Origin of the sequence: Nonomuraea dietziae, from assembly GCF_014195505.1 — a bacterium.
Classification (GTDB): Bacteria; Actinomycetota; Actinomycetes; order Streptosporangiales; family Streptosporangiaceae; genus Nonomuraea; species Nonomuraea roseola.
This window is the reverse complement of the sequence record NZ_JACIBV010000001.1, coordinates 7,677,092-7,701,225: the sequence shown is the minus strand read 5'-3', so window position 1 is coordinate 7,701,225 and position 24,134 is coordinate 7,677,092. Positions and strand designations below refer to the sequence as shown.

24 protein-coding genes are annotated in these 24,134 nt (G+C 69.8%); 13 read left to right on the top strand and 11 right to left on the bottom strand.

Translation table 11 applies throughout. From position 1 onward, the window contains the following. The first annotated feature begins 309 nt into the window (after positions 1 to 309). The 3 genes from FHR33_RS36690 to FHR33_RS36680 all read left to right on the top strand — a co-directional run bounded on the left by FHR33_RS36690 (position 310) and on the right by FHR33_RS36680 (position 3,796). Positions 310 to 1,539 carry a hypothetical protein gene (locus FHR33_RS36690; protein ID WP_183657856.1) on the top strand — a complete coding sequence of 410 codons (1,230 nt, stop codon included), beginning with the start codon at positions 310 to 312 and terminating at the stop codon, positions 1,537 to 1,539. Further along, on the top strand, positions 1,536 to 2,249 hold the full coding sequence (locus FHR33_RS36685; protein WP_183657854.1) for a hypothetical protein: 714 nt from the start codon (positions 1,536 to 1,538) through the stop codon (positions 2,247 to 2,249). The genes FHR33_RS36690 and FHR33_RS36685 overlap by 4 nt, the downstream gene beginning before the upstream one ends. A 185-nt stretch (positions 2,250 to 2,434) precedes the next feature. Beyond that, positions 2,435 to 3,796 carry a glycoside hydrolase family 16 protein gene (locus FHR33_RS36680; RefSeq protein ID WP_183657851.1) on the top strand — a complete coding sequence of 454 codons (1,362 nt, stop codon included), beginning with the start codon at positions 2,435 to 2,437 and terminating at the stop codon, positions 3,794 to 3,796. On the opposite strand, the gene FHR33_RS36675 is transcribed toward FHR33_RS36680, so the two are convergent. Then, positions 3,780 to 4,949 carry a hypothetical protein gene (locus FHR33_RS36675; protein ID WP_183657847.1) on the bottom strand — a complete coding sequence of 390 codons (1,170 nt, stop codon included), beginning with the start codon at positions 4,947 to 4,949 and terminating at the stop codon, positions 3,780 to 3,782. The two genes, FHR33_RS36680 and FHR33_RS36675, sit on opposite strands and share 17 nt — an antisense overlap. A 184-nt stretch (positions 4,950 to 5,133) precedes the next feature. On the opposite strand from FHR33_RS36675, the gene FHR33_RS36670 reads away from it, so the two are divergent. Genes FHR33_RS36670 through rocD form a run of 3 tightly spaced genes read left to right on the top strand, consistent with a single transcriptional unit; the run spans position 5,134 to position 7,702 of the window. Then, positions 5,134 to 5,646, top strand: coding sequence for an Lrp/AsnC family transcriptional regulator (locus FHR33_RS36670; protein WP_183657844.1), 513 nt, complete (start codon positions 5,134 to 5,136; stop codon positions 5,644 to 5,646). Positions 5,647 to 5,694: 48 nt separating this feature from the next. Beyond that, positions 5,695 to 6,492: a dimethylargininase gene (gene ddaH, locus FHR33_RS36665; RefSeq protein ID WP_183657842.1), complete on the top strand. Its 798-nt coding sequence runs from the start codon at positions 5,695 to 5,697 to the stop codon at positions 6,490 to 6,492. Position 6,493: 1 nt separating this feature from the next. Beyond that, positions 6,494 to 7,702, top strand: coding sequence for an ornithine--oxo-acid transaminase (rocD, locus tag FHR33_RS36660; RefSeq protein ID WP_183657839.1), 1,209 nt, complete (start codon positions 6,494 to 6,496; stop codon positions 7,700 to 7,702). 54 nt (positions 7,703 to 7,756) lie between these two features. On the opposite strand, the gene FHR33_RS36655 is transcribed toward rocD, so the two are convergent. The 4 genes from FHR33_RS36655 to FHR33_RS36640 all read right to left on the bottom strand — a co-directional run bounded on the left by FHR33_RS36655 (position 7,757) and on the right by FHR33_RS36640 (position 11,790). Next, the gene (locus FHR33_RS36655; protein ID WP_183657834.1) at positions 7,757 to 8,953 is read right to left on the bottom strand and encodes a CU044_5270 family protein; all 1,197 of its coding nucleotides are present in this window, start codon (positions 8,951 to 8,953) and stop codon (positions 7,757 to 7,759) included. Further along, a complete protein-coding gene (locus tag FHR33_RS36650) occupies positions 8,946 to 9,521 on the bottom strand; it encodes an RNA polymerase sigma factor (protein WP_183660512.1) in 576 nt (191 codons plus the stop codon). The genes FHR33_RS36655 and FHR33_RS36650 overlap by 8 nt, the downstream gene beginning before the upstream one ends. Before the next feature lie 66 nt (positions 9,522 to 9,587). Beyond that, the gene (locus FHR33_RS36645) at positions 9,588 to 10,226 is read right to left on the bottom strand and encodes a class I SAM-dependent methyltransferase (protein WP_312895887.1); all 639 of its coding nucleotides are present in this window, start codon (positions 10,224 to 10,226) and stop codon (positions 9,588 to 9,590) included. A 52-nt stretch (positions 10,227 to 10,278) separates the two neighbouring features. After that, positions 10,279 to 11,790, bottom strand: a complete 1,512-nt coding sequence (locus tag FHR33_RS36640) for an alkaline phosphatase D family protein (protein WP_183657828.1) — start codon at positions 11,788 to 11,790, stop codon at positions 10,279 to 10,281. A 183-nt stretch (positions 11,791 to 11,973) separates the two neighbouring features. Between FHR33_RS36640 and FHR33_RS36635 the strand changes: the two genes are divergently transcribed. Then, positions 11,974 to 13,251 (top strand): Glu/Leu/Phe/Val family dehydrogenase, encoded by a 1,278-nt coding sequence (locus tag FHR33_RS36635; RefSeq protein WP_183657826.1) that lies wholly within the window; start codon positions 11,974 to 11,976, stop codon positions 13,249 to 13,251. An 82-nt stretch (positions 13,252 to 13,333) separates the two neighbouring features. After that, entirely contained in the window at positions 13,334 to 13,813 is a 480-nt protein-coding gene (locus tag FHR33_RS36630; protein ID WP_183657823.1) for a cupin domain-containing protein, read from the top strand. Between the two features lie 4 nt (positions 13,814 to 13,817). On the opposite strand, the gene FHR33_RS36625 is transcribed toward FHR33_RS36630, so the two are convergent. Next, positions 13,818 to 14,189 carry a VOC family protein gene (locus FHR33_RS36625; RefSeq protein WP_183657820.1) on the bottom strand — a complete coding sequence of 124 codons (372 nt, stop codon included), beginning with the start codon at positions 14,187 to 14,189 and terminating at the stop codon, positions 13,818 to 13,820. 240 nt (positions 14,190 to 14,429) lie between these two features. Between FHR33_RS36625 and FHR33_RS36620 the strand changes: the two genes are divergently transcribed. Next, positions 14,430 to 15,389, top strand: a complete 960-nt coding sequence (locus FHR33_RS36620) for a trypsin-like serine peptidase (protein ID WP_183657816.1) — start codon at positions 14,430 to 14,432, stop codon at positions 15,387 to 15,389. A gap of 111 nt (positions 15,390 to 15,500) precedes the next feature. On the opposite strand, the gene FHR33_RS36615 is transcribed toward FHR33_RS36620, so the two are convergent. The 3 genes from FHR33_RS36615 to FHR33_RS36605 are packed head-to-tail and all read right to left on the bottom strand — an operon-like array spanning position 15,501 to position 17,712. Further along, positions 15,501 to 16,394 carry a Gfo/Idh/MocA family protein gene (locus FHR33_RS36615; RefSeq protein ID WP_183657813.1) on the bottom strand — a complete coding sequence of 298 codons (894 nt, stop codon included), beginning with the start codon at positions 16,392 to 16,394 and terminating at the stop codon, positions 15,501 to 15,503. Beyond that, complete coding sequence (locus tag FHR33_RS36610) at positions 16,391 to 17,302, bottom strand: NAD-dependent epimerase/dehydratase family protein (RefSeq protein ID WP_183657810.1); 912 nt, start codon at positions 17,300 to 17,302, stop codon at positions 16,391 to 16,393. Before FHR33_RS36610 ends, FHR33_RS36615 begins: the two co-directional genes overlap by 4 nt. A gap of 56 nt (positions 17,303 to 17,358) precedes the next feature. Continuing rightward, the gene (locus tag FHR33_RS36605) at positions 17,359 to 17,712 is read right to left on the bottom strand and encodes a YrdB family protein (protein WP_183657808.1); all 354 of its coding nucleotides are present in this window, start codon (positions 17,710 to 17,712) and stop codon (positions 17,359 to 17,361) included. A gap of 113 nt (positions 17,713 to 17,825) precedes the next feature. On the opposite strand from FHR33_RS36605, the gene FHR33_RS36600 reads away from it, so the two are divergent. Further along, a complete protein-coding gene (locus tag FHR33_RS36600) occupies positions 17,826 to 18,524 on the top strand; it encodes a TetR/AcrR family transcriptional regulator (protein ID WP_183657805.1) in 699 nt (232 codons plus the stop codon). A gap of 94 nt (positions 18,525 to 18,618) precedes the next feature. Here the strand turns inward: FHR33_RS36600 and leuA are convergent, their stop codons facing one another. After that, positions 18,619 to 20,325, bottom strand: coding sequence for a 2-isopropylmalate synthase (leuA, locus tag FHR33_RS36595; protein ID WP_183657802.1), 1,707 nt, complete (start codon positions 20,323 to 20,325; stop codon positions 18,619 to 18,621). Between the two features lie 154 nt (positions 20,326 to 20,479). Then, entirely contained in the window at positions 20,480 to 21,241 is a 762-nt protein-coding gene (gene ddaH / locus FHR33_RS36590; RefSeq protein WP_183657800.1) for a dimethylargininase, read from the bottom strand. A 38-nt stretch (positions 21,242 to 21,279) separates the two neighbouring features. Here ddaH (FHR33_RS36590) and FHR33_RS36585 point away from each other — a divergent pair, with 38 nt between their 5' ends. The 3 genes from FHR33_RS36585 to FHR33_RS36575 all read left to right on the top strand — a co-directional run bounded on the left by FHR33_RS36585 (position 21,280) and on the right by FHR33_RS36575 (position 24,130). Next, entirely contained in the window at positions 21,280 to 21,525 is a 246-nt protein-coding gene (locus FHR33_RS36585) for a DUF2630 family protein (protein ID WP_183657798.1), read from the top strand. A 65-nt stretch (positions 21,526 to 21,590) separates the two neighbouring features. Further along, positions 21,591 to 22,577: a GNAT family N-acetyltransferase gene (locus FHR33_RS36580; RefSeq protein ID WP_183657796.1), complete on the top strand. Its 987-nt coding sequence runs from the start codon at positions 21,591 to 21,593 to the stop codon at positions 22,575 to 22,577. Positions 22,578 to 22,816: 239 nt separating this feature from the next. Further along, a complete protein-coding gene (locus FHR33_RS36575; RefSeq protein WP_221241394.1) occupies positions 22,817 to 24,130 on the top strand; it encodes an MFS transporter in 1,314 nt (437 codons plus the stop codon). Positions 24,131 to 24,134: the final 4 nt, after the last annotated feature.

Genomic DNA, 24,134 nt, shown 5'->3' with positions numbered 1-24,134 from the left:
GTTCGGCACGCGCTGTGCTCGGGGCGCGCTCTGCCTGGGGCGCGCTCCGCTCGGGGCGCGCTCCGCTCGGGGCGCGCTCCGCTCGGGGCGCGCTGTGCTCGGGGCGCGCTGTGCTCGGGCGCGCTGTGCTCGGCACGCGTTTCGGGCCGGCCCGTCGGCGACGCGTGCCGGCTGCCCCGGCGCTCCCTGATCCCCGCACCCGTTTGCTATGGCCTGATTTTTCGCGCTATGAGCGGTGGATGACCGATTAGTGTGGGGATCTAGGGACACTCGGGCCGGAGATCGTTCCGGCGGAGCCGGGAGACATGAATGGCGTTCTTGTCACGCCTGTTCAAACGGGGGTCGGGCGACCCTCTCGCCGAGCGGGATCGCGAGCGGGACGACGCTCACCGGCAGGGCCTGAAGGACGCCCGCGAGCTCCCTCTGCCGCACTTCACCGATCCCGACTGCGAGCCCGCCTTCCTCTCCGAGGTCAGGGCCAGGGCGCGGGAGCGGATCGCCCGGGTCGACCAGGGGCTCGCCGCCCGCCGTACCGACCTGTTACGCCAGGTCGGCGAGGCGCGGGAGACGGTGTTCAGAGAGACGGGCCGAGCGGATCTGTACCCGGAGGCGCGGCCTGACGCGCGGGAGGTACGGGGCTCCCCCGGAACGTCGCCGAACGGCAGGGCGGCCTCCGCGGCCCCTGCGACGGAAGAGGGCGCCTCCCCCGCCCCTCCGGGTACGGCGGGCGCGGAGGAGGATCCGTTCATCTCCATCGCGGAGGCCAGGTGGCGTCGGGCGGAGCGGGCGAGGGAGTCGGCGCTCAGGGAGGCGTCGGACCGGATCCATCGGGCGCGCTCACGCATCGAGCAGCTGGCGCGCGAGTGGGACGGCGTGCTGGTGGAGCGCAACCACGAGGTGGAGGCCGTCCACGCGTGGGCGCAGCAGGTGATCGCGGCCTACCGGCGCGGGGTGATGGGGGCGCATCCTCGCAGGGAGGAGATCCCCTCGCTGTGGAAGGGCGAGGTGGTGGCGATGGACTCCTCGGCCGAAGGGGTCACCTCGCTCTCGTCCAGGGAGGAGATCGGGGGGCTGCTGGAGGAGGTCGAGCACAGGATCGAGATATGGCACAGCCAGGTGCGGGAGGTCCTGGAACTCTCCAGGGGATGGTCCAGACAGGAGCTCCTGCCGGGGGTCCCTGAGGGTGATCGGCGGAACGCTCCCGAGAGCGCGCCGGGCCTGACGGCCACGCGGCGGGAGGCGGGAGCGCACGAGACGGGCGAAGGCAGCGGCTCCCCAGGAGCGGACGCCGGCCGGAACCCGGCGCACACGGACGAGGCCGCCGGCCTCCCCGGGACGGCGCAGGACGGAGTTCCTCGAGAGGCGGGAATCTTCCCCGGAGCAGGCCGGACGGCTGACCCGTCGAACGCCGACACGGACGGGGGACAGCCGGGAGAACCGTCGAACGCCGACACGAGCAGGAGACAGCCGGGAGAACCGTCGAACGCCGACACCAGCGGGAGACAGCCGGGAGCGGGCGAGACGGCGGGAGAGCGATGAGGCCGGGGCGATGGACGGCGGCGATCACGGCGATGGGTCTGCTGAGCACGGGTGTCGCCGCGTGCGGGACGGAGTCGAGAGCGGTGTGCGGCGTCATCGTCGACTCCACCAGCTACGCCGACCCCGCCGCCTCCCGCACCGACCTGACCTCCAAGCTGCCGGGCTTCGTCGACGGCTGTGACTGGGTGGGCTTCGCGGCCGTCACAGGGGCGTCGGAGAGCAGCACGTGCCGCGAGGACCCCGTCGCGGTGGCCGCGACCGAGAGGGAGAATCCCAACGACAACCCCGTCGTGGAGGAGCGCATCCGCAAGCACCGCCTCACGCAGGTGCTCCCCCGCGCGAGCAAGCTGTTCGACTGTCCCAGCGAGGGCGAGGGGTCGGACGTGCTCGGAGCGCTCCGCTATCTGGTGAAGCAGATGAACGCCCAGCGCCGGCCGGACCTGGCCCACCGGGTGATCGTGTTCAGCGACCTGATCAACAACAGGGGCGACCTGAACGTCAACAAGCTGGACCTGTCGGAGGCGGCCAGGCAGGCGAAGGCCAAGGAGCTCAGGCAGTCGCGGCTGCTGCCCGACCTGACCGGCTACGACGTGGTGGTCCACGGCTTCCTGCGCAAGAAGGGCTCCAACCCCGACCGCTTCCCGCTGCTGGAGAGCTTCTGGACCGAGGCGCTCGAAACGGCGGGCGCCACCTCGGTGGACCTGCTCTGAGCCCACCGGCCCCTCCCCACACCCCACGCGACCCGCACCCCAGGCGAACTGAGAGCGCTCTCTCGCTACGTTTACTTCACCACACGGCCCTGTCAATGCGGCATTGACAGGTCCGGATTGCCGTGGTCACATCAATCGCAGAGAGCGCTCTCCCACTCACCCCCCAGGCTCAAGGGAGAACCGTCATGCCCTCGAAGTACTTCAGGCGTCTGGCCGCGACGGCGGTCGCGCTGTTAGCCGTCGGAGCCCTCGTCGCCGCCGTGCCGCCCACGCCGACCGGATGGAGCCTCGTCTGGTCCGACGACTTCAACGGCCCCTCGGGCGCGCTGCCGTCCTCCGCCAACTGGATCGTCGACACCGGCCACGGCTATCCGGGCGGCCCCGGCAACTGGGGCACCGGAGAGATCCAGAACTACACCGCCGACCCCGCCAACCTGAGCCTGGACGGCTCGGGCAACCTGCGCATCACGCCTCGGGGCAGCGGGCAGAACTGGACCTCGGCCCGCATCGAGACCCGCCGCGCCGACTTCAAGCCCGCCGATGGGCGCATCCTGCGCATCGAGGGCAGGATCCAGATGCCGAACGTCACAGGCGACGCGGCGCTCGGCTACTGGCCCGCGTTCTGGGCGCTGGGCTCGCCGTACAGGGGCAACTACTGGAACTGGCCCGGCATCGGCGAGTTCGACATCATGGAGAACGTCAACGGCGTCAACGCCGTCTGGGCCGTCCTGCACTGCGGCGTGAACCCCGGCGGACCGTGCAACGAGACCTCTGGACTGGGCGCCAGCAGGGCGTGTCCCGGCTCGACGTGCCAGTCGGCCTTCCACACCTACCGCTTCGAGTGGGACCGCAGCCTCTCGCCCAACCAGCTGCGCTGGTACGTCGACGGCCAGCAGTTCCACAGCGTCAGCCAGTCCCAGCTCGACGCGGGCACCTGGACCAACATGACCGGCCACGCGGGCTACTTCCTCCTGCTCAACGTGGCGATGGGCGGCGCCTTCCCCAACGCGCTCGCCGGTCCGACACCGACCGCGGCGACCGTGTCGGGCAGGCCCATGGTGGTCGACTACGTGGCGGTCTGGCAGAGCGGCGGCGGCACCCAGCCCACCGACCCGCCCACGAACCCGCCAGGCGGTGTGGACGCCCGCTCCACGATCCAGGCCGAGCGCTACCAGGCTCAGTCCGGCACCATGGTCGAGACCACGACCGACACCGGCGGCGGTCAGAACGTCGGCGGGATCGCCAACGGCGACTGGCTCCGCTTCGACGGCGTCAACTTCGGCGCCACGGCCGCGCGGCAGTTCAGCGCGAGGGTCGCCTCGGGCGCGGCGGGCGGCGTGAGCGGCCTGGTCCAGGTACGGCTCGGCAGCCCGACCGCGCCGCCGATCGGCGACTTCGCGATCGCCGGCACCGGGGGCTGGCAGAGCTGGAGGACCGTGCCCGGCACCATCGCGCCGACGAGCGGCACCCACACGGTCTACCTGACCTTCACCAGCGGTCAGCCCGCCGACTTCGTCAACGTCAACTGGTTCACGTTCGCGACCTAGCCGCCCTGCGCCGCACCAGAATGCGCTCGGCCCAGCTGGCCGCCTCCGGGTCGCCCAGGCCCTCGACCACGCCACCAAGGTAGGCCGTGGCCAGGCTCTCGAAGCCGTTGTCCACCTGGCGCACCCTGCTGGCCCTTCGGCGGTCGGCGGCCTGGAGGTGCTGGCCGATGCTCTCGGCGAATCCGGCGTCGCGCTGGTACTCGCTCTGGGCCTCCACGAAGGCGCGCCGCTCCTGGTCGCGCTTGGCGCGCAGCTCGCGCAGCCGCCTGTCGTTGGGGTTGTGCATCCGGCGGCCCAGGTCGGCGGCGATCAGCGCGGTGGCCACGAGCAGGGCGAGCAGCAGGATCATGGTGGGCAGCTGGCTGACGCCCTCGGCGGTGGGCCCGATGTTCTGTCCGTCCACGACCAGCGGCTTGACCAGGGCGTCCCTGCGCAGCACCGCCACGGCGACGATCAGGCCCACCCAGACGAGCGCGACCGCGATCAGCAGCCATCGGCCCCTGGCGGGGCTGCCGTTCTCCTGCCACGTGCGGTAGGCCCTGCCGTACATGTGGGGGGCGACGAGCATGATGAGGGCGGCGCCCGTGGCGATCAGCGCGGTCATCTCCACGCTGTCGCCCCAGGACAGGATGACCTGGTAGAGGATCGGAACCTCGACGATCACCAGGAGCAGGAGCAGCAGCGCGGCGGGCAGCCAGCGTCTGACCGCGGGCCAGCGGCTGCCCGACAGCGCGATGGAGCTCGGCCTGCCGTCGCCAGGCCGCCTGCTCGGCTGCTCCAGCTCGGTGACGCGGCGCTGGGTCTCGTCGAGCGTACGGCGGGCCTCGGCGAAGTGGCGCTGCGACTCGGCCAGCTTGATCTTCTGGGACTCGAACGCGGCGCGGTCCTGCTGGATCTCGCGCTCGGTGGCGTCCTCGATCCTGCTCAGCTCGGCCAGCCGCTCGTCCTCCAGTTCGTGGAAGCGGGGGACGCTGCCGGTCTCCAGCGTGAGGGTGTCGAGGTGGCCGCCCTCGGCGTGGGCGCGGCCCAGCTCCCGTTCCTCACCGCGGCGCGTGATCCAGTCGGGCAGGTGGTAGAGGTCGCCGTCATAGGCCACGGCGGGCGCGATGCGCGTGACCTCTCCTTGCTCGGCAGGGTGGTCCTTGAAGCGCATCAGGCCTCCAACGCGGTCCGCGTAGTTTGATGCTAAACGCTGACTTCGGAGCCGTGACGGATTTGTCGGTGTCGGGTATCGGGGAACCTCGCCGGGCCCTGCCGAGGGCCCCTCCGCCGACTCGATGAGGGCTGGAGGTGACCGGCGCGGCCTGTCGTACGGGCAAGCCTGTATACAGGGGGACGTGGAACTGGATCGGTTGGATCGGGACATTATCGGGGCCCTCGTCGAGGATGCCCGGGCGACATATGCGGAAATCGGGCACAGGATCGGGCTGTCGGCGTCAGCGGTGAAGCGCAGGGTGGACCGGCTGAGGGAGACCGGCGCGATCACCGGCTTCAGCGCCCGCATCTCGCCCCAGGCGCTGGGCTGGACCACCGAGGCGTACGTCGAGCTGTTCTGCCAGGGCAAGACCTCACCCTCGGCGATCGGCATCGCCGTCGCCCAGCATCCCGAGGTCGTCTCGGCGTGCACGATCACCGGCGAGGCCGACGCGCTGCTGCACATCAGGGCCACCGACGTGCGCCATGTCGAGCGGGTCATCGAGCGGATCGCGGCCGAGCCGTTCGTCGTCAGGACCAAGAGCTCGATCGTGCTCTCCCGCCTGGTGGACGACGCGCAACGAATCGGCGCGACGCGGCGGCAAGACGCAACGGACCCGCGCGGACACGCAATACCAGCAGCTTGGCCTGCGTAAACGCTGTTCCTAGGCTTGCGGCGTCCCCTTCGACGTTGGAGCCGCAGCATGCCCAAGCACTACCTGATGTGCCGCCCTGACTTCTTCACGGTGGAGTACGCGATCAATCCGTGGATGGACCCGGAGGCGGGCGCCGACCGCGACGTGGCCGTCAGGCAGTGGGAGGGGTTGAAAGCCGCCTACGAGGCTCTCGGTCACACGGTCAGCCTGATCGACCCGATCGAGGGCCTGCCCGACATGGTGTTCGCGGCCAACGGCGCGCTCGTGGCGGGCGGCAGGGTCTACGGCGCGCGCTTCGCCTTCCCCGAGCGGGCCGCCGAGGGCCCCGCCTACCTGAACTGGTTCGCCGAGCGCGGCTTCCCGACGCACGAGGCGGTCCACGTGAACGAGGGCGAGGGCGACTTCCTCGCGATGGACGAGGTGATCCTGGCGGGCACCGGCTTCCGCACCTCGCGGGAGGCGCACGGCGAGGCGCAGGAGTTCCTCGGCCGCCCCGTCGTCTCGCTGACGCTGGTGGACCCGCGCTTCTACCACCTCGACACCGCGCTGTTCCCCCTGCACGGGCGGAATATCGCCTACTACCCTGGAGCGTTCTCCGAGGGGAGCCTCCGCGTCCTGCGCAGGATGTTCCCCGACGCCGTGATCGCGGGCGCCGACGACGCCGAGGTGCTCGGCCTCAACGCGGTCAGCGACGGCGAGCACATCGTGATCAACTCGGAGGCCCACGACCTCCAGCTGGACCTCAAGCGGCGCGGATACGAGGTGATCCCCGTCGAGCTCTCCGAGTTGCGCAAGGCAGGCGGGGGTCCCAAGTGCTGCACACTGGAAATCAGGGGGGAAAACTGACATGACCACGAGCGCAGAACACATCGGCGTGAGCGAGCGCCGCAGCGCCCACAACTATCACCCGCTGCCCATCGTCATCCACGAGGCGCACGGCGCCTGGGTGACCGACGTGGAGGGCAGGCGTTACCTGGACTTCCTGTCCGGTTATTCCAGCCTCAACTTCGGCCACGGCAACCCGAAGATCCTCCAGACGGCGCACGAGCAGCTCGACAACCTCACCCTGACCAGCAGAGCGTTCTACCACGACCAGTTCGCCGCCTTCTGCGCCGGGCTGGGCGACCTGACCGGCAAGGACATGATCCTGCCGATGAACACCGGCGCCGAGGCCGTCGAGACCGCGATCAAGGTCGCCCGTAAGTGGGGCTACCAGGTCAAGGGCGTCGCCCCCGAGCAGGCCAACATCATCGTGATGGAGGACAACTTCCACGGCCGCACCACCACGATCATCAGCTTCTCCACCGATCCCGACGCGCACGACGACTTCGGGCCCTACACGCCCGGGTTCACGGTCGTGAAGTACGGCTCGGTCGAGGCGATCCGCGACGCGATCGACGCCAACACGGTGGCGGTGCTGCTGGAGCCGATCCAGGGCGAGGCGGGCGTGCTGGTGCCGCCGGACGGCTACCTGCGCCAGGTGCGTGAGCTGTGCACCTCGCAGGGCATCCTGATGATCGCCGATGAGATCCAGTCCGGGCTCGGCCGCACCGGCAAGACCTTCGCCTGCGACCACGAGGGCGTCGTGCCCGACATGTACATCCTGGGCAAGGCTCTGGGCGGCGGGGTGGTGCCGGTCAGCGCCATCGCGGCCGACGAGGACGTGCTCGGCGTGATCAAGCCTGGCCAGCACGGCTCCACCTTCGGCGGCAACCCGCTGGCGTGCGCGGTGGGCAACGCCGTGATCGAGATCCTTAACACCGGCGAGTTCCAGGAGCGCGCCGCCCAGCTCGGCGAGGTGCTGCACGCCAGGCTGCGCGAGATGATCGGCCACGGCGTGGTCACCGTACGCGGGCGGGGACTGTGGGCCGGCGTCGACATCGACCCCTCGCTGGCCACGGGGCGTGAGGTGTCCAAGGCGCTGATGGCGCGCGGCGTGCTGGCCAAGGACACCCACGGCTCCACGATCAGGCTCGCTCCGCCGATCGTGATCTCGCAGGAGGATCTCCTGTGGGCCGTGGACCAGCTGGCCGACGCGATCGCCTCGTTCAGGTAGCGCCCAAGGGGGGTACGGCTCGCGCCGCGAGGGCGGGAGCCGTACCTTCTGGGGTCAGCCCGTCCTGGTGGGCACGACAGTGGCCGTCGCGGGATCGCTCGGCGTCTCGGTCGGAACGGGGGTGGGCTCGACCGACTCCGGCGCCGAGGGGTCGGCCGAGCGACCCGACTTCGCCGGAGGCGAGGGGATGGGCGTGGGCTCGACGCCGGGCGCCGTCCCTGTCGGGGTCGGCTTCGGATCGCACGCGCTGTCGTGCCCCGCCGTCGGAGCGTCGGGCAGGGTGTCCACGACCGAGACCGCCGTCTGGGCCGTGAGAGACAGCAGCGTGCCTACCGGAGCCCCCGCGGCCTTCTCGTCGACGACCGTGCCCCGCTCGCCCATGAACGCGAACGTCTCAGGGTCGAAGATGAGCTGCTCCACCGTTCCCTGCTCGGGCGCCGCCCTGCCGAGAGCGGTCCCCTTGCGACCCGCCGCGTCCTCCACGCCTTCGGCGACCTCCACCCCCGGCAGCCCCTTCATCGCGGCGAACAGCGCGGCGCGCTGCGCCTTCGGCACGTAGGTCTCCCTGATCAGGTCGGCCGCGGCGCGGAAGGCGTCGTCGTTGGTGTTCTTGGCCCGCTGGGCGAGGAAGTCCTTCATGCGCTCGGGATCGTCCGGCAGGGTGGACAGGAAGGCGTAGTCGTTGCGGAAGGCGCCCAGAGTGTCGGGGCACGAGGCCAGGCTGTGCCAGTCGGTCCCCTTCCACTTCTGTGCATGCTCCGGCAGCGGCCAGCCGGGGAACTGCCTGGGCTCCATGCCCTCGATCGACATCAGCCCGTCGGCGCTGGCGTCCACCGAGCGCCACAGCTGCCGCTTGGTCCTGTAGAGGTGGCGCGACTCCTGCTCCCCGAAGGAGTAGGAGGGGTACATCGTCTCCGACTCCACCAGGACGAACTGCCCCGGCTTCGGGTCGAGCTCGCCGCCCGCCTCCACCGTGACCGCTTCCGTGGGAGGTGCCACCGTGACCGCCCCCGCGGGACGGGCCGCCGTGCCGTCCCGCTGGGTGGACGACAGCGTGAACGCCACGCCGCCGACCAGCGCCACGGTCAGCCCGAAGGCCCCCGCGGCCTGCCAGCCCAGGCGCGGAAGTCTGAATCCGCGCCTGGCCCTGGTCTCCTCCAGCAGCCGCCTGCGCGCGGCCTCGCGCGCCTCCCGCGGGTACGGCGGGACGTCCGGGCGTCCCTCGGCGAACATCCTGATCTCGTCATCCATGCTCGGGCTCCTCTCGGAAAGGGTCGATGCCGCCGAGGGCCCTGCGCACCTTGGTCCTGAGCCGGTGCAGCCGGGAGCGGACCGTGCCGACGGGGATGTCCAGCGCGAGCGCCACGTCCTCGTAGGTCAGGTCCGCCCACGCCACCAGCAGCAACAGATCCCGTTCGGCCGCCGAGAGCCGCGTGAGCGCCTTGGCGAGCCTGGGCTGAAGCTGCTCGGCGGTGACACGGTCGGCGCTTCGCTCGTCGAAGGATCCGGGCCTGTCGGGCGCCAGCCGTGCCATGGCCTGGGTACGGCGGCGCTCTGCCCTGCGGTGCTGCGCCACGACGTTGGTCGCGATGCCGTACAGCCATGGCCTGGCGTCCGGTCGCGTGCGGTCGTAGCGCGCCCTGCCGCGGAAGGCGGCGAGGAACACCTCGCCCACGGCGTCCTCGGCCAGTTCGGGGCCGAGCCGCCGTGCGGCGTACCTGAAGATCTCATCGGCGTGCCGGTCGAACAGCGTCGCGAACATCTCGGGTTCGCTCATCGACTGTCCGACCAGCGTCGCGTCGTCCAACGCCTGCGCCATCACCACGGGAGGGAGTCCTTTCTGCGGTCAATCAGTACTTGGCCGCAGGCCGGAGTCCGGTTCCACCTACTTTTCGAGCCCCCACACGAGCAGCCCCTCGGGCGCGTCCTCCCGCGTGAAGCCCGCCTCGGTCAGCTCGGCGACCAGGGTGGCGAGCGAGGGCCTGCGGGTGACGCTGTCGACGACGTCCTCGCTGATGACCTCGCCGCCGTGCCTGATCACGTAGCGGAAGCGGGCCGAGATGCGCTCGCCCTCGACCTCGAGCGTCCTGCCCCACAGTTCGTAGGTGTGCCTGCCGACACGGTAGGAGGCCATCTCCGCGTCGTCGCCGGGCGTCGGGGCCTCTCGCTCCCTGAAGTTGAACACCAGCCGCCCTCCGGGGACGAGCTGCCTGGCGAGGGTCGCCCAGAGGCTCGCGCGGTCCTCGATCGAGTAGAGGACGGAGATCATCACGATCATGTCAACCGGCTCGTCGAGCTCGACGTCGAGCGCGCCGTACGGCAGGACGGTCACCCGCTCCAGCAGCTCGCGCCGGCCCGCGAGCCTGGACAGCAGCACCGAGCGCATGCCGAGCGAGGGCTCTAGGGCGAAGATCTCGCCGTCGGTCGCGTCGGCGATGACCTCGGTGATGAGGCCGGTACCCGCGCCGATCTCCAGCACCGAGCCCTTCACCAGCGCAGGCAGCTTCTCCCGGATCTCGGGCACGTGCCCGTCCTCATGCCACAAGTCATAGAAAGGGACAGCCACGGCATATTGGTCAGAGGTCATGCACAGTTTCTAGCGGATCCAGCGTCTCGCCGTACCAGGTAACGGTGACCTTGTCGGAGAAGTCCAGCGACGCGAGCGCGTTCTGGAACATCGGCCCCTTGGTCACCTTCCACCGGAACGGCGGGCGGGGGATGCGGGCGAGCCTGGCGAGCGTGCCGCCGATGAGCGTGGCGACGCCGAACTGGGTGAAGATGTTGGCCAGGCGCAGCGCCATGCTCAGCGGGTTGCGGATCGGGGAGCACACGACCTGGTAGATCCGCCCCGGAGCCTGCGCCAGGTAGGAGTAGTGCACATCGCCCGAGAGGATGAAGACCGGCTTGTCGATCTTGATCAGGAGCCTGGACAGGTCGTCGAAGGAACGACGGAAGGCGCCCCAGTGCTCCAGGTCGAAGGCCTGCCTGAAGATCTCGGACGCCCGCGCGACCAGCCTGCCCCACTTCCCGTCGCACAGCGCCTCGTTCCAGTTCTGCACGAAGTGGACGCCCTCGGGCAGCAGGAACGGGATCGACGAGCCGATGATCAACCGCCCGCTCGCCCCCTCGATCTGCTCCTCCAGCCAGGCCCACTCCCCCGCGTCGAGCATCCTGCGGTCGCGGGGGGTCAGCTGCCTGGCGCACCGGGTGTCGATGATGATGAGCCTGGAGTGGCCGAGGTCGCGGGCGTAGCTCCACCTGTTGCTGGTCGGCTCGGCGTCGGCCTGGTAGGCGAACTCGTCCAGTGCCGTGGCGCCCTCGCCCGCGCGCAGCGCCGCCAGCAGCGGGTCGTCCGCGCGCTCCTCCGGTGAGAGGTTGCCCAGGTGCTGGTAGACCCAGTAGGCCCCGAGCCCCGCCACGACCCGCCTGCGCCACCAGCTCGTCCTGGCCATCTTGATGCGCCAGTCCTTGGAGGTGTTCCAGTCGTCGCGCAGGTCGTGGTCGTCGAAGATCATCGCCGTCGGCACGGTCGACAGCAGCCACCTGATGTCGGGGTCGCTCCAGGCGGTCCTGTAGAGCTCGGCGTACTCCTCGAAGTCGGCGATCTCCTTGGCGGGCTCCTCACCCGGCTTCCTGCGCCCCGCGATGAACTCCAGCATCCTTGGCGAGGGTTTGTCGGCGTAGACCTGGTCGCCGAGCATCAGCAGCAGGTCGGGCAGCGGCTCCCCGCTGCGGGCGTAGGCGCGCAGCACGTCCACCCCGTGCGTGGCGGTGTGCGCCGCGTCATGGGGCACGCTGGTGCGGCACGAGCCGAACATCACCCTCTCCGGCCCCTCGGGCGGCAGCAGCCTGATACGGCTGGGCCTGTCGCTCTCGGGCCACACCTGCTCGCCGTTCAGCTCGACGGTGTACTCCCCCTCGAACCCCTCCAGATCGACGATCGCGTAGTGGTGTCCGTGCACGGCGAACGTCGGGGTCCCCCACCGCCCGCACACCGTGACCACGCAGGGCTCGGACGTCTCCACCCAGATGGAGGCGCGGGTGGAGTCGACGTAACGCAGCATCGGACCGACGACCAAAGATGACATCCGAGTCCTTCGTTGTGACAATTCGGCGCGGTTTCACTCTCAAGACTGCCAGAGTGGCACGTTCCCATAGTGCTCATGTCCGGCTTGGATTCTGGCTAGGCTGATCGCCTACAGAACCGCCCACGGGTTGAGCAATGGCGCTTTTCCCTCATTTGGGCGTACATAACAGGAGGAACTCCTTCCATGAGCGTCATGGTGCCGTCAAGGACGCCGGCCCTGATCACCCCTGGACAACAGGCCCTCGACTCCGCTCTCCACCAGCTCGGCCAGGCCGCCGAGGAGCTCGGTCTCGACGACGGGCTGCGCACGATGCTCGCCACGCCGCGCCGCTCGCTGACCGTCTCGGTTCCCGTCCGCCGGGAGGACGGCAGCCTCGACGTGGTGCAGGGCTTCCGGGTCCAGCACAACGTCTCGCGCGGACCCGCCAAGGGCGGCATCCGCTTCCACCCCTCCACCGACATCCACGAGGTCACCGCGCTGGCCATGTGGATGACGTGGAAGTGCGCGCTGGTGGGCATTCCGTACGGCGGTGCCAAGGGCGGCGTCTCCGTCGACCCCACCGTGCTCAGCACGCGCGAGCTCGAGCGGCTGACCCGCCGCTACGTCAACGAGATCCTGCCGCTCATCGGCCCCGAGAAGGACATCCCCGCGCCCGACGTCGGCACCGACGAGCAGACCATGGCGTGGATCATGGACACCTACAGCGTCAACGCCGGGTACTCGGTGCCCGGTGTCGTCACCGGCAAGCCGATGACGTTGGGCGGGTCGTTGGGCCGTACGGGGGCGACCTCGCGCGGCGTGCAGATCGCGACGCTGACCGCGCTCGGCCGCTCCCCCGAGGGCGTCACCGTCGCCGTCCAGGGCTTCGGCAAGGTCGGCGCGCTGGCCGCGCAGTACCTCGCCGACGCGGGCGCGCGGGTCGTGGCGGTGTCGGACGTCAGCGGCGCCGTCCACAACTCCTCGGGCCTCGACGTGGCCGACCTGCGCGCCTGGGTGACGGAGACCGGCAGCGTCGCCGGCTACCGCCACGCGGACGCGCTCGCCCACGACGAGCTGCTGGAGCTGGACGTCGACGTGCTGGTCCCCGCCGCGCTCGAAGGAGCCATCACCGCCTCGAACGCGCCTCACGTCAGGGCCAGGCTCATCGTCGAGGGCGCCAACGGGCCGACGACGCCCGAGGCCGACGAGATCCTCGCAGCGCAGGGCACCACGATCGTCCCCGACATCCTGGCCAACGCGGGCGGGGTGATCGTGTCGTACCTGGAATGGGTGCAGAACATGCAGGCCTACTCCTGGAGCGCCAGCGAGGTCGAGGTGAGGCTGCGCGACCTGATGGAAGGCGCCTTCTCGGAGGTGAAATCGGTCGCCGCGGCGCGCGGGCTGACTCTGCGCCAGGCCGCCCACGTCATCGGCGTCGGCCGCGTCGCCGAGGCCCACCAGATGCGCGGTCTCTACCCCTGATCTCTCGCCCGGCAGGCGCGGCCCTCTCGTCCCGTACGCGGGAGAGGGGCCGCGCCTGCGCGGCCCTCCATAGGATCAGCGCATGACATATCCCGATCCGATCTACTTCGACGACAAGGGCAAGTCCAGCGCCGTCTACCGGCCGGCGGGCTCCGAGCCTGACCTCGTCTACCCCACCGGCAACACCGTGGACTACCTGGCCACCGGCGCCTCCACCGGCGGCCTGTTCGGCCTCTACCGCTGGAACATGGGCCCGACGCCCACCGGGCCAGGCCCGCACTTCCACAAGACGATCACCGAGTCGTTCTTCATCCTCGAGGGGACCGTCAAGATCTACAACGGCGACCGCTGGATCGACACCAAGCCCGGCGACTGGGTGCACGTGCCCGCGGGCGGCACGCACGGCTTCCGCAACGAGTCGGGCGAGCCCGCCTCCATGCTGCTGCACTTCTCACCCGGCGCGCCGCGCGAGGGCTACTTCGAGGGCCTGCTCGACATCGCCGGCATGAGCGACGAGGAGAAGGCGGAGTTCTACCTGCGCCACGACAACTACTGGCTCTGACCCTCTACGCGTAGGGCGCGGTGATGACCTCCATGTTGTGGCCGTCGGGATCGTCGAAGTAGACGCCGCGCCCGCCGTAGAGGTGGTTGATCTCACCCGCCTCGCGATGTCCTGGATCGGCGTAGTAGGCCAGGCCCCGCTCCCTGATGCGCCCGAAGATCTCGTCGAACTCGGGCTCGCTGACGATGAAGCAGAAGTGCAGGGCGCGGAACTCCTCCGCGTCCATGTAGTCGAGCGTGACGCCGTTGGCGGTCTCGACGGGGACGAACGGCCCCCACTGCGGCCCCGCCTTCAGACCCAGGATCTCGGCGAGGAACTCCGCCGAGGCCCGCTTGTTCCTGCTCGGCACGATGGTGTGGTTCAGGTCGACAGCCATGACTCCAGCGCACCACCGACCAGCCGTCCTGGCAATGGGTCAGGCAGCCAGGCGGGCGAAGCGCCCCGTAGGCAACGTCCGCGACATTAACCACACGATGGTGGCGAAGCTGCCCAAGGCGGTGCTCAAGCATCCCGAGGTGTGGGCTCTGCCCACGCCATGCTGCGTGACCTGGCCGAACGTTACACGGCAAGGAGCATGTGATCCTCTAGGGTTGAATGATCAACTCAAGGGGGATGGGTGCTCAGGCTGGTTCTCGCGGTGTGTCTGCTCCTGCACGGCGGCCCCGCTCCCACACGGGACTCGCGGGACACCGTCGGCTACTGGAGCCGCGAACGGATCGTCAACGCCAGGCCCGCCGATCTGCTCCCCTTCCCCCGCCTCGACGTGGCACCGCCGGATTCCGCGCCTCCGGAGGTGCCGCTCGGTTACGGGGCGCGCCGTACCGTGCCGGGCAGGAAGGTGCTCACGCCGGGCGGCGACCGTCTGGGCTACTCGCTCGTGGCCAGGCCCTACACGGGGGCGCACCGGCTGGCGGGGATCCTGCTGAGCCACGATCCCGTGGCCGGCACGGACATCGCCTGCGGGGCGGCGGTCATCAGGTCGCGCAGCCGCAGCCTGGTGCTGACGGCCGCCCACTGCCTGTACGCCGGTGGCCGCCCCCTTTCCCACGTGGCCTTCCTGCCCGCCTACAACTCCCTGGACGCCGGCAGGTCCTCGCGAGGAGTCTGGCCCGCGGTGCGCGTGTGGGTGCCGAGGCGCTGGAGGGAGCGGCCCTACTCGCCCGAGCAGCTGCCCTACGACTTCGGCGTGGCAGGGGTGATGAGAGGCGACAAGCTTCTGGAGGAGGTCACGGGCCCAGGGCTGCGGCCGCTCCTGACCCCCAGGAGGAGCGCGGTGAGAGGACTCGAGCTGCTCGGTTACCCGGTCGGGCGCTCCTACCCTGGCACCGACATGTACCGGTGCCTGGGCGACGCGGTCGACGGCGGCGCGGCGGGGCCCGGCGTGCTGGTCACGCACAACTGCCAGGCGGCCAACGGGACCAGCGGCGGGCCCGCGGTGCGCGCGGGCGTGGTGGCGGGGGTGGTCTCGTCCTCCAGCCCGCTGCGCGAGCCCGCGGGGTTCACCGTGCTGACGCGGCTGACGCCCAGGCCCTTCGGCCGCCTTCTCGCGCGAGCCGACCACGTGATGCGCCACTGAGGACGCGTCCTTCGCGGCTCGGCGCCCTCAGGGGTTTCGCTGCCTCGGGGGGCAGGCGGCTTTCGCCACCTCCGGGGCGCCTTTCGCCGCCTCCGGGAGCGCAGGCGGCTCTCAGGGGTTGCAGGCGGCGACGATGTCCTCGCAGATCTCGTGGGTGACCAGCGCGTCCTCCGCGCTGATGACCTCTCCCTCGCGCACCGCCGACAGGAACGCCAGGCACACCTGCTCGATCCCTCGTTGGCGCGAGACGGGCACCCAGTCGGGCCGCCGTACGAGCCGCTCCCCCTCGGGGGCGTAGTCGACCACGTCACCGAGGTTGACCACCCGCCGCTTCACCCCGTCGCCCAGCACCTCGACGCTCTCCTCCGAGGCGGCGCCGATCCTGTTCATGACGCCGTGGGCGGTGAACCCCTCGCCCGACAGCTCCAGCACGAGGTGCTCCACCAGCCCCTCGCGCGTCCTGGTCCTGATCCGCCGCTCCGTGACAGGGCCGGGTGCGAGGAAGCGGAGCGTGTCGACCACGTGGATGAAGTCGTCGAAGACGGCTCGCCTGGGCGTGTCGGGCAGGGAGGGACGGTTCTTCTGCATGAGCACCAGGTGCCGGGAGAGCTCCATCAGGGCGGTGTAGCCGGGCGCGTGACGCCTGTTGAAGCCGACCATGAGCGAGACGCCCTCGTCGGCGGCCAGCCGTACGAGGTGGCGGGTCTCCTCCAGGGTGTAGGCGATGGGCTTGTCCACGTAGACCTGCACCCCCGCCATGATCAGCGGCTCCACGATCTCGCTGTGGGCCTCGGTGGCCGCGTGGACGAAGGCCGCGTCGACGCCCGCCTTGATCACCTCCTCGATCGACGTGGACCGCTCGGCGACGCGGTGGGCGTCGCCGAGGCGGCGCAGCGTCCGCTCGTTTCGCGTGCACAGGTGCAGGTCGAGGTCGGGCTGGGTGGACAGCACGGGGAGGTAGGCCTTCTCCGCGATGTCGCCGAGCCCGATCATGGCAATCTTCATGCCCCGAGCGTAGTGCGGAGCGCCTGGTCGAGAGGCGTGGGCTTGACGCCGAAGGTGGCGGTGAAGGCCGAGGAGTCGACCTCGAACGGCGCGACGAACTGGTAGCGGATGTGCCGCAGCTCGCCGATCATCGGATTGAACAGGCCGACCGCGCGCATCAGCGGCCACGGCAGCTGCATCAGCTTCGGCGCGGGCCTGCCGAGGATGGCCGCCATCCGCTCGCCCATCTGCCTGAACGTCTGCGGCTCGGTGGTCGGCACGTGCCACGGCCTGCCCCACGCCCGCTCGTCGCCCGCCGCGACGACCAGCGCCTCGGCCACGTCGGGCAGGTAGGTCCAGCTGTGCGGGATGTCGGCGGGCCAGATGAGCGGCACGGTCTTGCCGGCCTTGAGCGGCACGATGAACCTGTCGCCCAGGTAGGACTGGTCGGTGGTGCCGGGGCCGAAGTAGTCCGCGCCCCTGATCTCGACCGCCCTGATCCTGCCGGCGTCGTGCGCGGCCCGCATGTCGTTCCACATCTTGGCTCTGACCTGCGACTTCGGGTTGGTGGACGCCAGCGGCAGGTCCTCGGTCATCGGACCGCGCACAGGACCGTAGGGGTAGAGGTTGCCCAGCGCCACCAGCACCGCCCCGCTCGCCTCGGCCGCGGCCATGAAGGAGGCGGCCATCGGCGGCCAGTCGGTGAGCCAACGGTGGTACTGCGGGTTGACGCAGTTGTAGATCGCGTCGGCACCCTTGGAGATCTCGATCATCCTGTCGTGGTCGGCGACGTCCGCCGCGATTCTCGTGGCCTCCTCCGGCCCACTGCCCGAACGGGTGACGACGACGACCTCGTGACCCTGCGCGATCAGCCTGCGCGCCACGTGCGGTCCGACCTGCCCTGCTCCGACGACGATGTGCTTACCCATGATCAACTCTCTTTCCGAAGAACTTCAGCTGACGAAAACCACTCGAACGGACAGGCTCAGGACTGCTGCCAGACCAGCCGGAGGACCGCGTTGACGACGAAGGCGGCGGCCAGGACCGCGGCAGGGGCCGCGGCGCCGGCCAGGTGGAGGGCCAGCGCTCCACCGCCGAACCAGGCGATCTCGAACAGTCCTCTCGCGATCCCGGTCAGCGGGTAGGTGGCGTTGGTTCCTCCACCGGCGGCGAACAGCCCCCACAGCACCGCGAACAGCACAGGGGCGCCGATCCCCGCCAGCAGCCTCACCGCCCAGCCTGGGCTGAGCGTGAACCCCCAGTATCCAACGGAGATCAGCACACCGATCTCCAGCAGGAACATCAGGAGCATGTTGGCGCCCTTGGCCATGGCGAGCATGTGCACCCCTTTGTGATTGCCGTTCCCTTGCGAGAGCAATGCTCTCTCATGAGAGCACATGTCGTCAAGAGCAGTGCTCTCGTTTTTTGGCAGCGCTCTGGTAGCGTGAACGCATGACCACCGCTAGCCGTACAGCCAGAGAACGTGTCCGCGCGGAGTTGATCAAGGAGATCACCGACATCGCCAGGCGGCACCTGTCGACCGAGGGCGCCGCGGGCCTGTCGCTGCGGGCCGTGGCGCGGGAGATGGGCATGGTCTCGTCCGCCATCTACCGCTACTTCCCGACCAAGGACGACCTGCTGACGGCGTTGATCATCGACGCCTACAACGCGATCGGCGACGCGGTCGAGCAGGCGGACGCGGGCTGCGCCAGGGACGACTTCACCGGGCGCTGGCTGGCGATGGCCAGGTCGATCAGGCAGTGGGCGCTGGCCCACCCGCACGAGTACGCGCTGATCCACGGCACCCCTGTTCCCGGCTACCAGGCGCCGGCCGACACCGTCGACCCGGCGTCACGTGACGGGGTGATGTTCGGCCGGTTGATCGCGGACGCTCACGCGGCTGGCGCGATCACGCTGCCGCAGGACACGCGGGCGCCGGTGGGCTTCCACGACGACGCCGAGGCCCTGCGCGAGGCGATCTTCGTGGGGGTGCCCGACGAGGTCATCCTGCGCGGGCTGCACGCCTGGACCTGGATGTACGGGGCGGTCAGCTTCGAGCTGTTCGGGATGTACAACAACGTGATCAGCGAGAGGGCGGCCACCTTCGAGCACGGCGCCCTCTCGCTGGCCCACTACATCGGCCTCACCTGACCGAAACACCGCCCTCGCTCAGCGAGGGCGGCACAGGGCCGAAGGCGGACAGGGCCGAAGGCGCGCGGGACGCGCGCCCTCGAAAGAACCGCGGTCAGCGGGTGGCGCGGTTGACCGCCGAGATGATCGCCTTGAGCGAGGCCGTCGTGGTGTTGCCGTCGACGCCGACGCCCCACAGCACCTCGCCGTTGACGTCGCACTCCAGGTAGGAGGCCGCCTTGGCGTCGCTGCCGGCGCTCATCGCGTGCTCCACGTAGTCGAGGACGCGCACCTGGAAGCCGATCGACGAGATCGCGTCGATGAAGGCCGAGATGGGGCCGTTGCCCGTGCCCGCGACCTCGCGGATCTCGCCGTCGATGCGCACGTCGGCGCTGATGCGGTCCTTGTCGTCGACCGTGGACTCGTGCCGGTGTGCCATGAGGCCGAGCCGGCCCCACCTGTTGGCCGGGTTGGGCAGGTACTCGTCGGTGAAGATGTCGTACATCGCCGAAGGGGAGATCTCCCCGCCCTCGGCGTCGGTGCGCGCCTGCACGACCTTGGAGAACTCGATCTGCAGCCTGCGCGGCAGGTCGAGCTGGTGGTCGGCCTTCATGATGTAGGCGACCCCGCCCTTGCCCGACTGGCTGTTGACCCTGATGACCGCCTCGTAGGTGCGGCCGATGTCCTTGGGGTCGATCGGCAGGTACGGCACGGCCCAGGTGAAGGAGTCGACGGGCACGCCCGCGGCGGCCGCGTCGGCCTCCATGTGCTCGAAGCCCTTCTTGATGGCGTCCTGGTGGGAGCCGGAGAAGGCGGTGTAGACCAGCTCGCCGCCCCACGGGTGGCGCGGGTGCACGGGCAGCTGGTTGCAGTACTCGGTGACGCGGCGGATCTCGTCGATGTCACTGAAGTCGATCTCGGGGTCGACGCCCTGCGAGAACAGGTTCATGCCCAGGGTCACCAGGCACACGTTGCCCGTGCGCTCGCCGTTGCCGAACAGGCAGCCCTCGATGCGGTCGGCGCCCGCCATGTAGCCCAGCTCGGCGGCGGCCACGGCGCTGCCGCGGTCGTTGTGCGGGTGCAGCGACAGGATGACGGAGTCGCGGTAGGCCAGGTTCCTGTGCATCCACTCGATCTGGTCGGCGTAGACGTTGGGCGTGGCCATCTCGACGGTCGCGGGCAGGTTGACGATGACCTTGCGGTCGGGGGTGGGCTGCCAGACGTCGTTGACCGCGTTGCACACCTCGACCGCGTACTCGAGCTCGGTGCCGGTGAACGACTCGGGTGAGTACTGGTAGTGGACGTCCACGTCACTGGCCTCGGCCAGCTTGCGCACCAGCTTGGCGCCCTCGACGGCGATCGCGGTGATGCCGTCGCGGTCCTGGCCGAACACCACGCGCCGCTGCAGCGTGGAGGTGGAGTTGTACAGGTGCACGATGGCCTGCTTGGCGCCCTGGATGGACTCGAAGGTCCGCTCGATCAGCTCGGGCCTGGCCTGGGTCAGCACCTGGATGACGACGTCGTCGGGGATACGGCCCTCGTCGATGATCTGCCTGACGAAGTCGAAGTCGGTCTGCGAGGCGGCGGGGAAGCCTACCTCGATCTCCTTGTAGCCCATGGAGACCAGCAGCTCGAACATCTTGAGCTTGCGGTGGGAGTCCATCGGGTCGATCAGCGCCTGGTTGCCGTCACGCAGGTCGACCGCGCACCAGCGCGGGGCCTTGGTGATGACCCGGTCGGGCCAGGTGCGATCGGTCAGCCTGATGGGCTCGAACGGCTGGTAGCGCTGGATGGGCATGGAACTGGGCTGCTGAGCGGTCATCTCGGATATCCCTCGTCGGTCGGATCGAAGCGGCCGACGCGCATGACTCGCTCCGCGACGAGGGAGCCGGCCTTTAGAGGCCCTCGCCGCGGCAGCTAAGAAGCAGTCCATGCAGCATGTCAAGCACGCTACCAGACCGTGCGGAATGCGAGCGTCAAGATCTCACATCGCGAGATCGGACGAGCACGGACAGGCACGTCACGCATCCTTCGAGCTTCTCGAACTCCGAGATGTCCACCCTGACCACCTCCAGGCCCCGCCTCTCCAGCGTGGCCGCGGTCGCCGGCGCCGAGGCGGCCATCAGCACGCGCTCGCCGCCGAGCAGCACCACGTGGGAGCCGGACTCCTCCTCGGGCACGAGCAGGTCCTGCAGGTCCACGCAGGCCGGGTCGCCGATGAGCGTGCCGTCGGGCAGCGCGGTCACCGCCGACTTCAGGTGCAGCACGCCGCGCAGCTCCACGGGGACGATCTCCCGCTCGGGCAGGTGCGCGGCCAGCTGCGCGATGCCCTCGTCGTTGGTCCTGGCCGACCTGCCGACGTAGACGCGCGAGCCGACCTGGAGCACGTCGCCTCCGTCGAGAGTGCCCTCCCCCTCGATGCGCCTGATCTCCAGATCCAGCTTCCTCACGGCCGCCGCCACGCTCTCCACCTCGGGCCGCCGCTCGGGCGCTCCCGGCCTGGTGAGCACGGCCCTGCCCGCGCACACCACGACCGTGTCCTCGACGAAGGGCCCGTCGGGCAGCTCGTCGGCGCGCTCGACGTGCTCGGCGCGCCAGCCGTTCTCCTCCAGCGCGCGCACGTAGGCGGCGTGCTGGCGAGCGGCCAGCTCGGCGTCCACGGGTTCCCGCTCGATGTTGGTGACGATTCCCTCCGCCACCCGGGGTCCTGGCGTTCTGACCAGCGCAATACCAGACATAGGAGGCTTTCTACCACGTGGTGGCTAGAGTCTGATCCATGCGGGACAACGAGATTCTCAGCAGGATCAACGACCTCGTCAGCGAGGAGCACGAGTTGCGCGGCAGGCTGGCGGCGGGCGAGGTCACGACCGACGAGGAGAACGCGAGGGTCAAGGAGCTGGAGGTGGCGCTGGACCAGTGCTGGGACCTGCTCCGCCAGCGCAGAGCCCGCCGCGGCGTCGGCGAGGACCCCGACAACGCCGCGCCCCGTCCGGCCGGCGAGGTGGAGAACTACCAGCAGTAGGACCCCGCGGCCGACCGCGGGTAAACCAGTGGCGGGAGCGGGTGGGCGTGGGGTTGCCTGGGCAGATGGACATCCAGCGCATCGACCTCGACCGTCCCGGTGACCTGCTGGCAGGACTGCACGACGCGCACCTGGCGGCCTTCGCCCATCTCCAGGGCCCCCGGATGTCGCTGCCCGACTTCACCAGGATGGTCTCGCGCGGCCTGCCCGGCGATCTTATGGAGGCGTGGGCGGTCGTCGAGGACGGCGTGGTTGTGGCCGGGTACGGCCTTGAGCTGCCGATGTCCGACAACACCCATCTGGGGAGGCTGCGCCCGCTGCTGGTCAGGCCCGGGCGTCGCCGCAGGGGCCTCGGCACCGCGCTGCTCGCCCACGCCGCCGACAGGCTCCGTACGGCCGGCCGCCGCCTGCTGGTCGCCGAAGGCGAGGCGAAGGACCCCGCCGCCGGTTTCGCCCGCGCGAGAGGTTTCACCGCCTCGCTCGGCGAGGCGCGCAGGATGCTCGACCTTCGCACGGCCGACTGGCACCGGCTCGAGCGCATGCTCGGGGAGGCGGAGGCGCGGGCCGGCGGCTACCGGCTCGAACGCTGGATCGGCGCAGCGCCTCCTGAGCTCCACGACGACCTGGTGCTGATGATGGAGGGCATGAACGACGCGCCCCAGAGCGACGACGTGGACGACATGAAGTGGGACACCTCGCGCATCGCCGCCTCGGAGGCGCTCGACTCCGAGTTCGCGCAGCTCACCTACAGCATGCTCGCCAGACGCGACTCCGACGGAGCGCCCGCCGGCTACACGCGCGTCTACGTCGACCTCGCCCAGCCCGACGGCTGGGGGCGCCAGGCCGACACCGTCGTCCTGCGCGAGCACAGGGGACACAGGCTCGGGATGGTGCTGAAGGTGTCGAACCTGCTGTGGTTCAGGGAGATGGAGCCGGACGTGGAGCGCATCATCACCTGGAACGCCACCTCCAACGCGCACATGCTGGCGATCAACGAGGCGATGGGATTCGAGCTGATCGACGAATGGAACGCGTGGCAGCTGGAGGTCTAATCCAGCCGGATATGTTCTCCTTGACCGGGAGTGAACCGCGCCGCGTGGGCCCTTACGAGGATCCGCCCGGCGGCACGTGGTGGCCCGATCTCGCGCACGGAAGGATCAAAAGGGCGAATCCTTCCCTGCGCTGATTTCCCCTGTGTTAAGCGGACGTTAGATAACCAGCCATCCCCCTGGACGGAACAACCTTCCGCGGAGAGCCTACGACCTGCAACGACTCTCGCTGGAGGTCCCCCTTGACGACTCACGCAGCCGCGCGCACGCCCTGGAAGGCGGTGCTCGGCGGTTCGATCGGCAACCTGGTCGAGTGGTACGACTGGTTCGTCTACAGCAGCTTCGCCGTCTACTTCGCGAGCGCGTTCTTCCCCAAGGGCAACACCACTGCCCAGCTCCTCAACACCCTCGGCATCTTCGCGGTCGGCTTCCTCATGCGACCTGTGGGCGGCTGGCTGCTCGGCCGTTACGCCGACAGGAAGGGCCGCAAGGCGGCGCTCACGATGACCGTGACGCTGATGTCGGCCAGCGCGCTCCTGATCGCCATCGCCCCGACGTACGAGTCGGTCGGCTACTTCGGCGCCGTGGTCCTGCTGGTGGCCCGCCTCCTGCAGGGCGTCTCGGTCGGCGGTGAGTACGCCGCGAGCGCCACCTACCTCACCGAGGCCACTCCCGCGGGCAAGCGCGGCTTCGCCTCCAGCTTCCAGTACGTCTCCATGACCGCCGGTCAGCTGGTCGGTCTCGGCCTGCAGATCATCCTGCAGAACACGATGTCGGAGGAGGCGCTGACCTCATGGGGCTGGCGCATCCCGTTCATCATCGGCGCCCTCGCCGCGGCCGTGGTGTTCTACCTGCGCCGCAGCCTCATGGAGACCGAGGTCTTCGACGAGGACAACAAGGGCGCGCAGCCCGAGCGCGGCACCCTGCGCCAGCTGTTCACGCACAAGCGTGAGTTCTTCCTGGTCATCGCCCTCACCATGGGCGGCACGGTCGCGTACTACACCTACACGACCTATCTCACGACCTACCTGTCGAACACCGCGGGCCTGCCGAAGTCCACGGCGACGCTGGTCAGCTTCTGCGCGCTGTTCATCTTCATGTGCATCCAGCCGCTGGCCGGAGCGCTGTCCGACAGGATCGGCCGCCGTCCACTGCTGATCACCTTCGGCTTCGGCTCCATGCTCGGCACGGTGCCGCTCATGTACGCGCTGTCCGGCGTCAGCGGCTTCGGGGGCGCGCTGGTGCTGTCTCTGGTCGGGTTGATCATCATCACCGGCTACACCTCGATCAACGCGGTGGTGAAGGCCGAGCTGTTCCCGACGAACGTGCGGGCGCTGGGTGTGGCGCTGCCGTATGCGATCGCCAACGCGCTGTTCGGCGGCACGGCCCCCTACGTGGCGCTGTGGTTCAAGGACGCGGGCATCGAGTCCGGCTTCTACTGGTACGTCGCGGGCTGCGCGGCCGTCTCCCTGGTCGTGTACTTCACGATGCGCGAGACCCGCGACGCCGCGCTGTCGTCCAGCGAGCAGACGGGACCGGAGCTCGTTCGCGCCTAATACC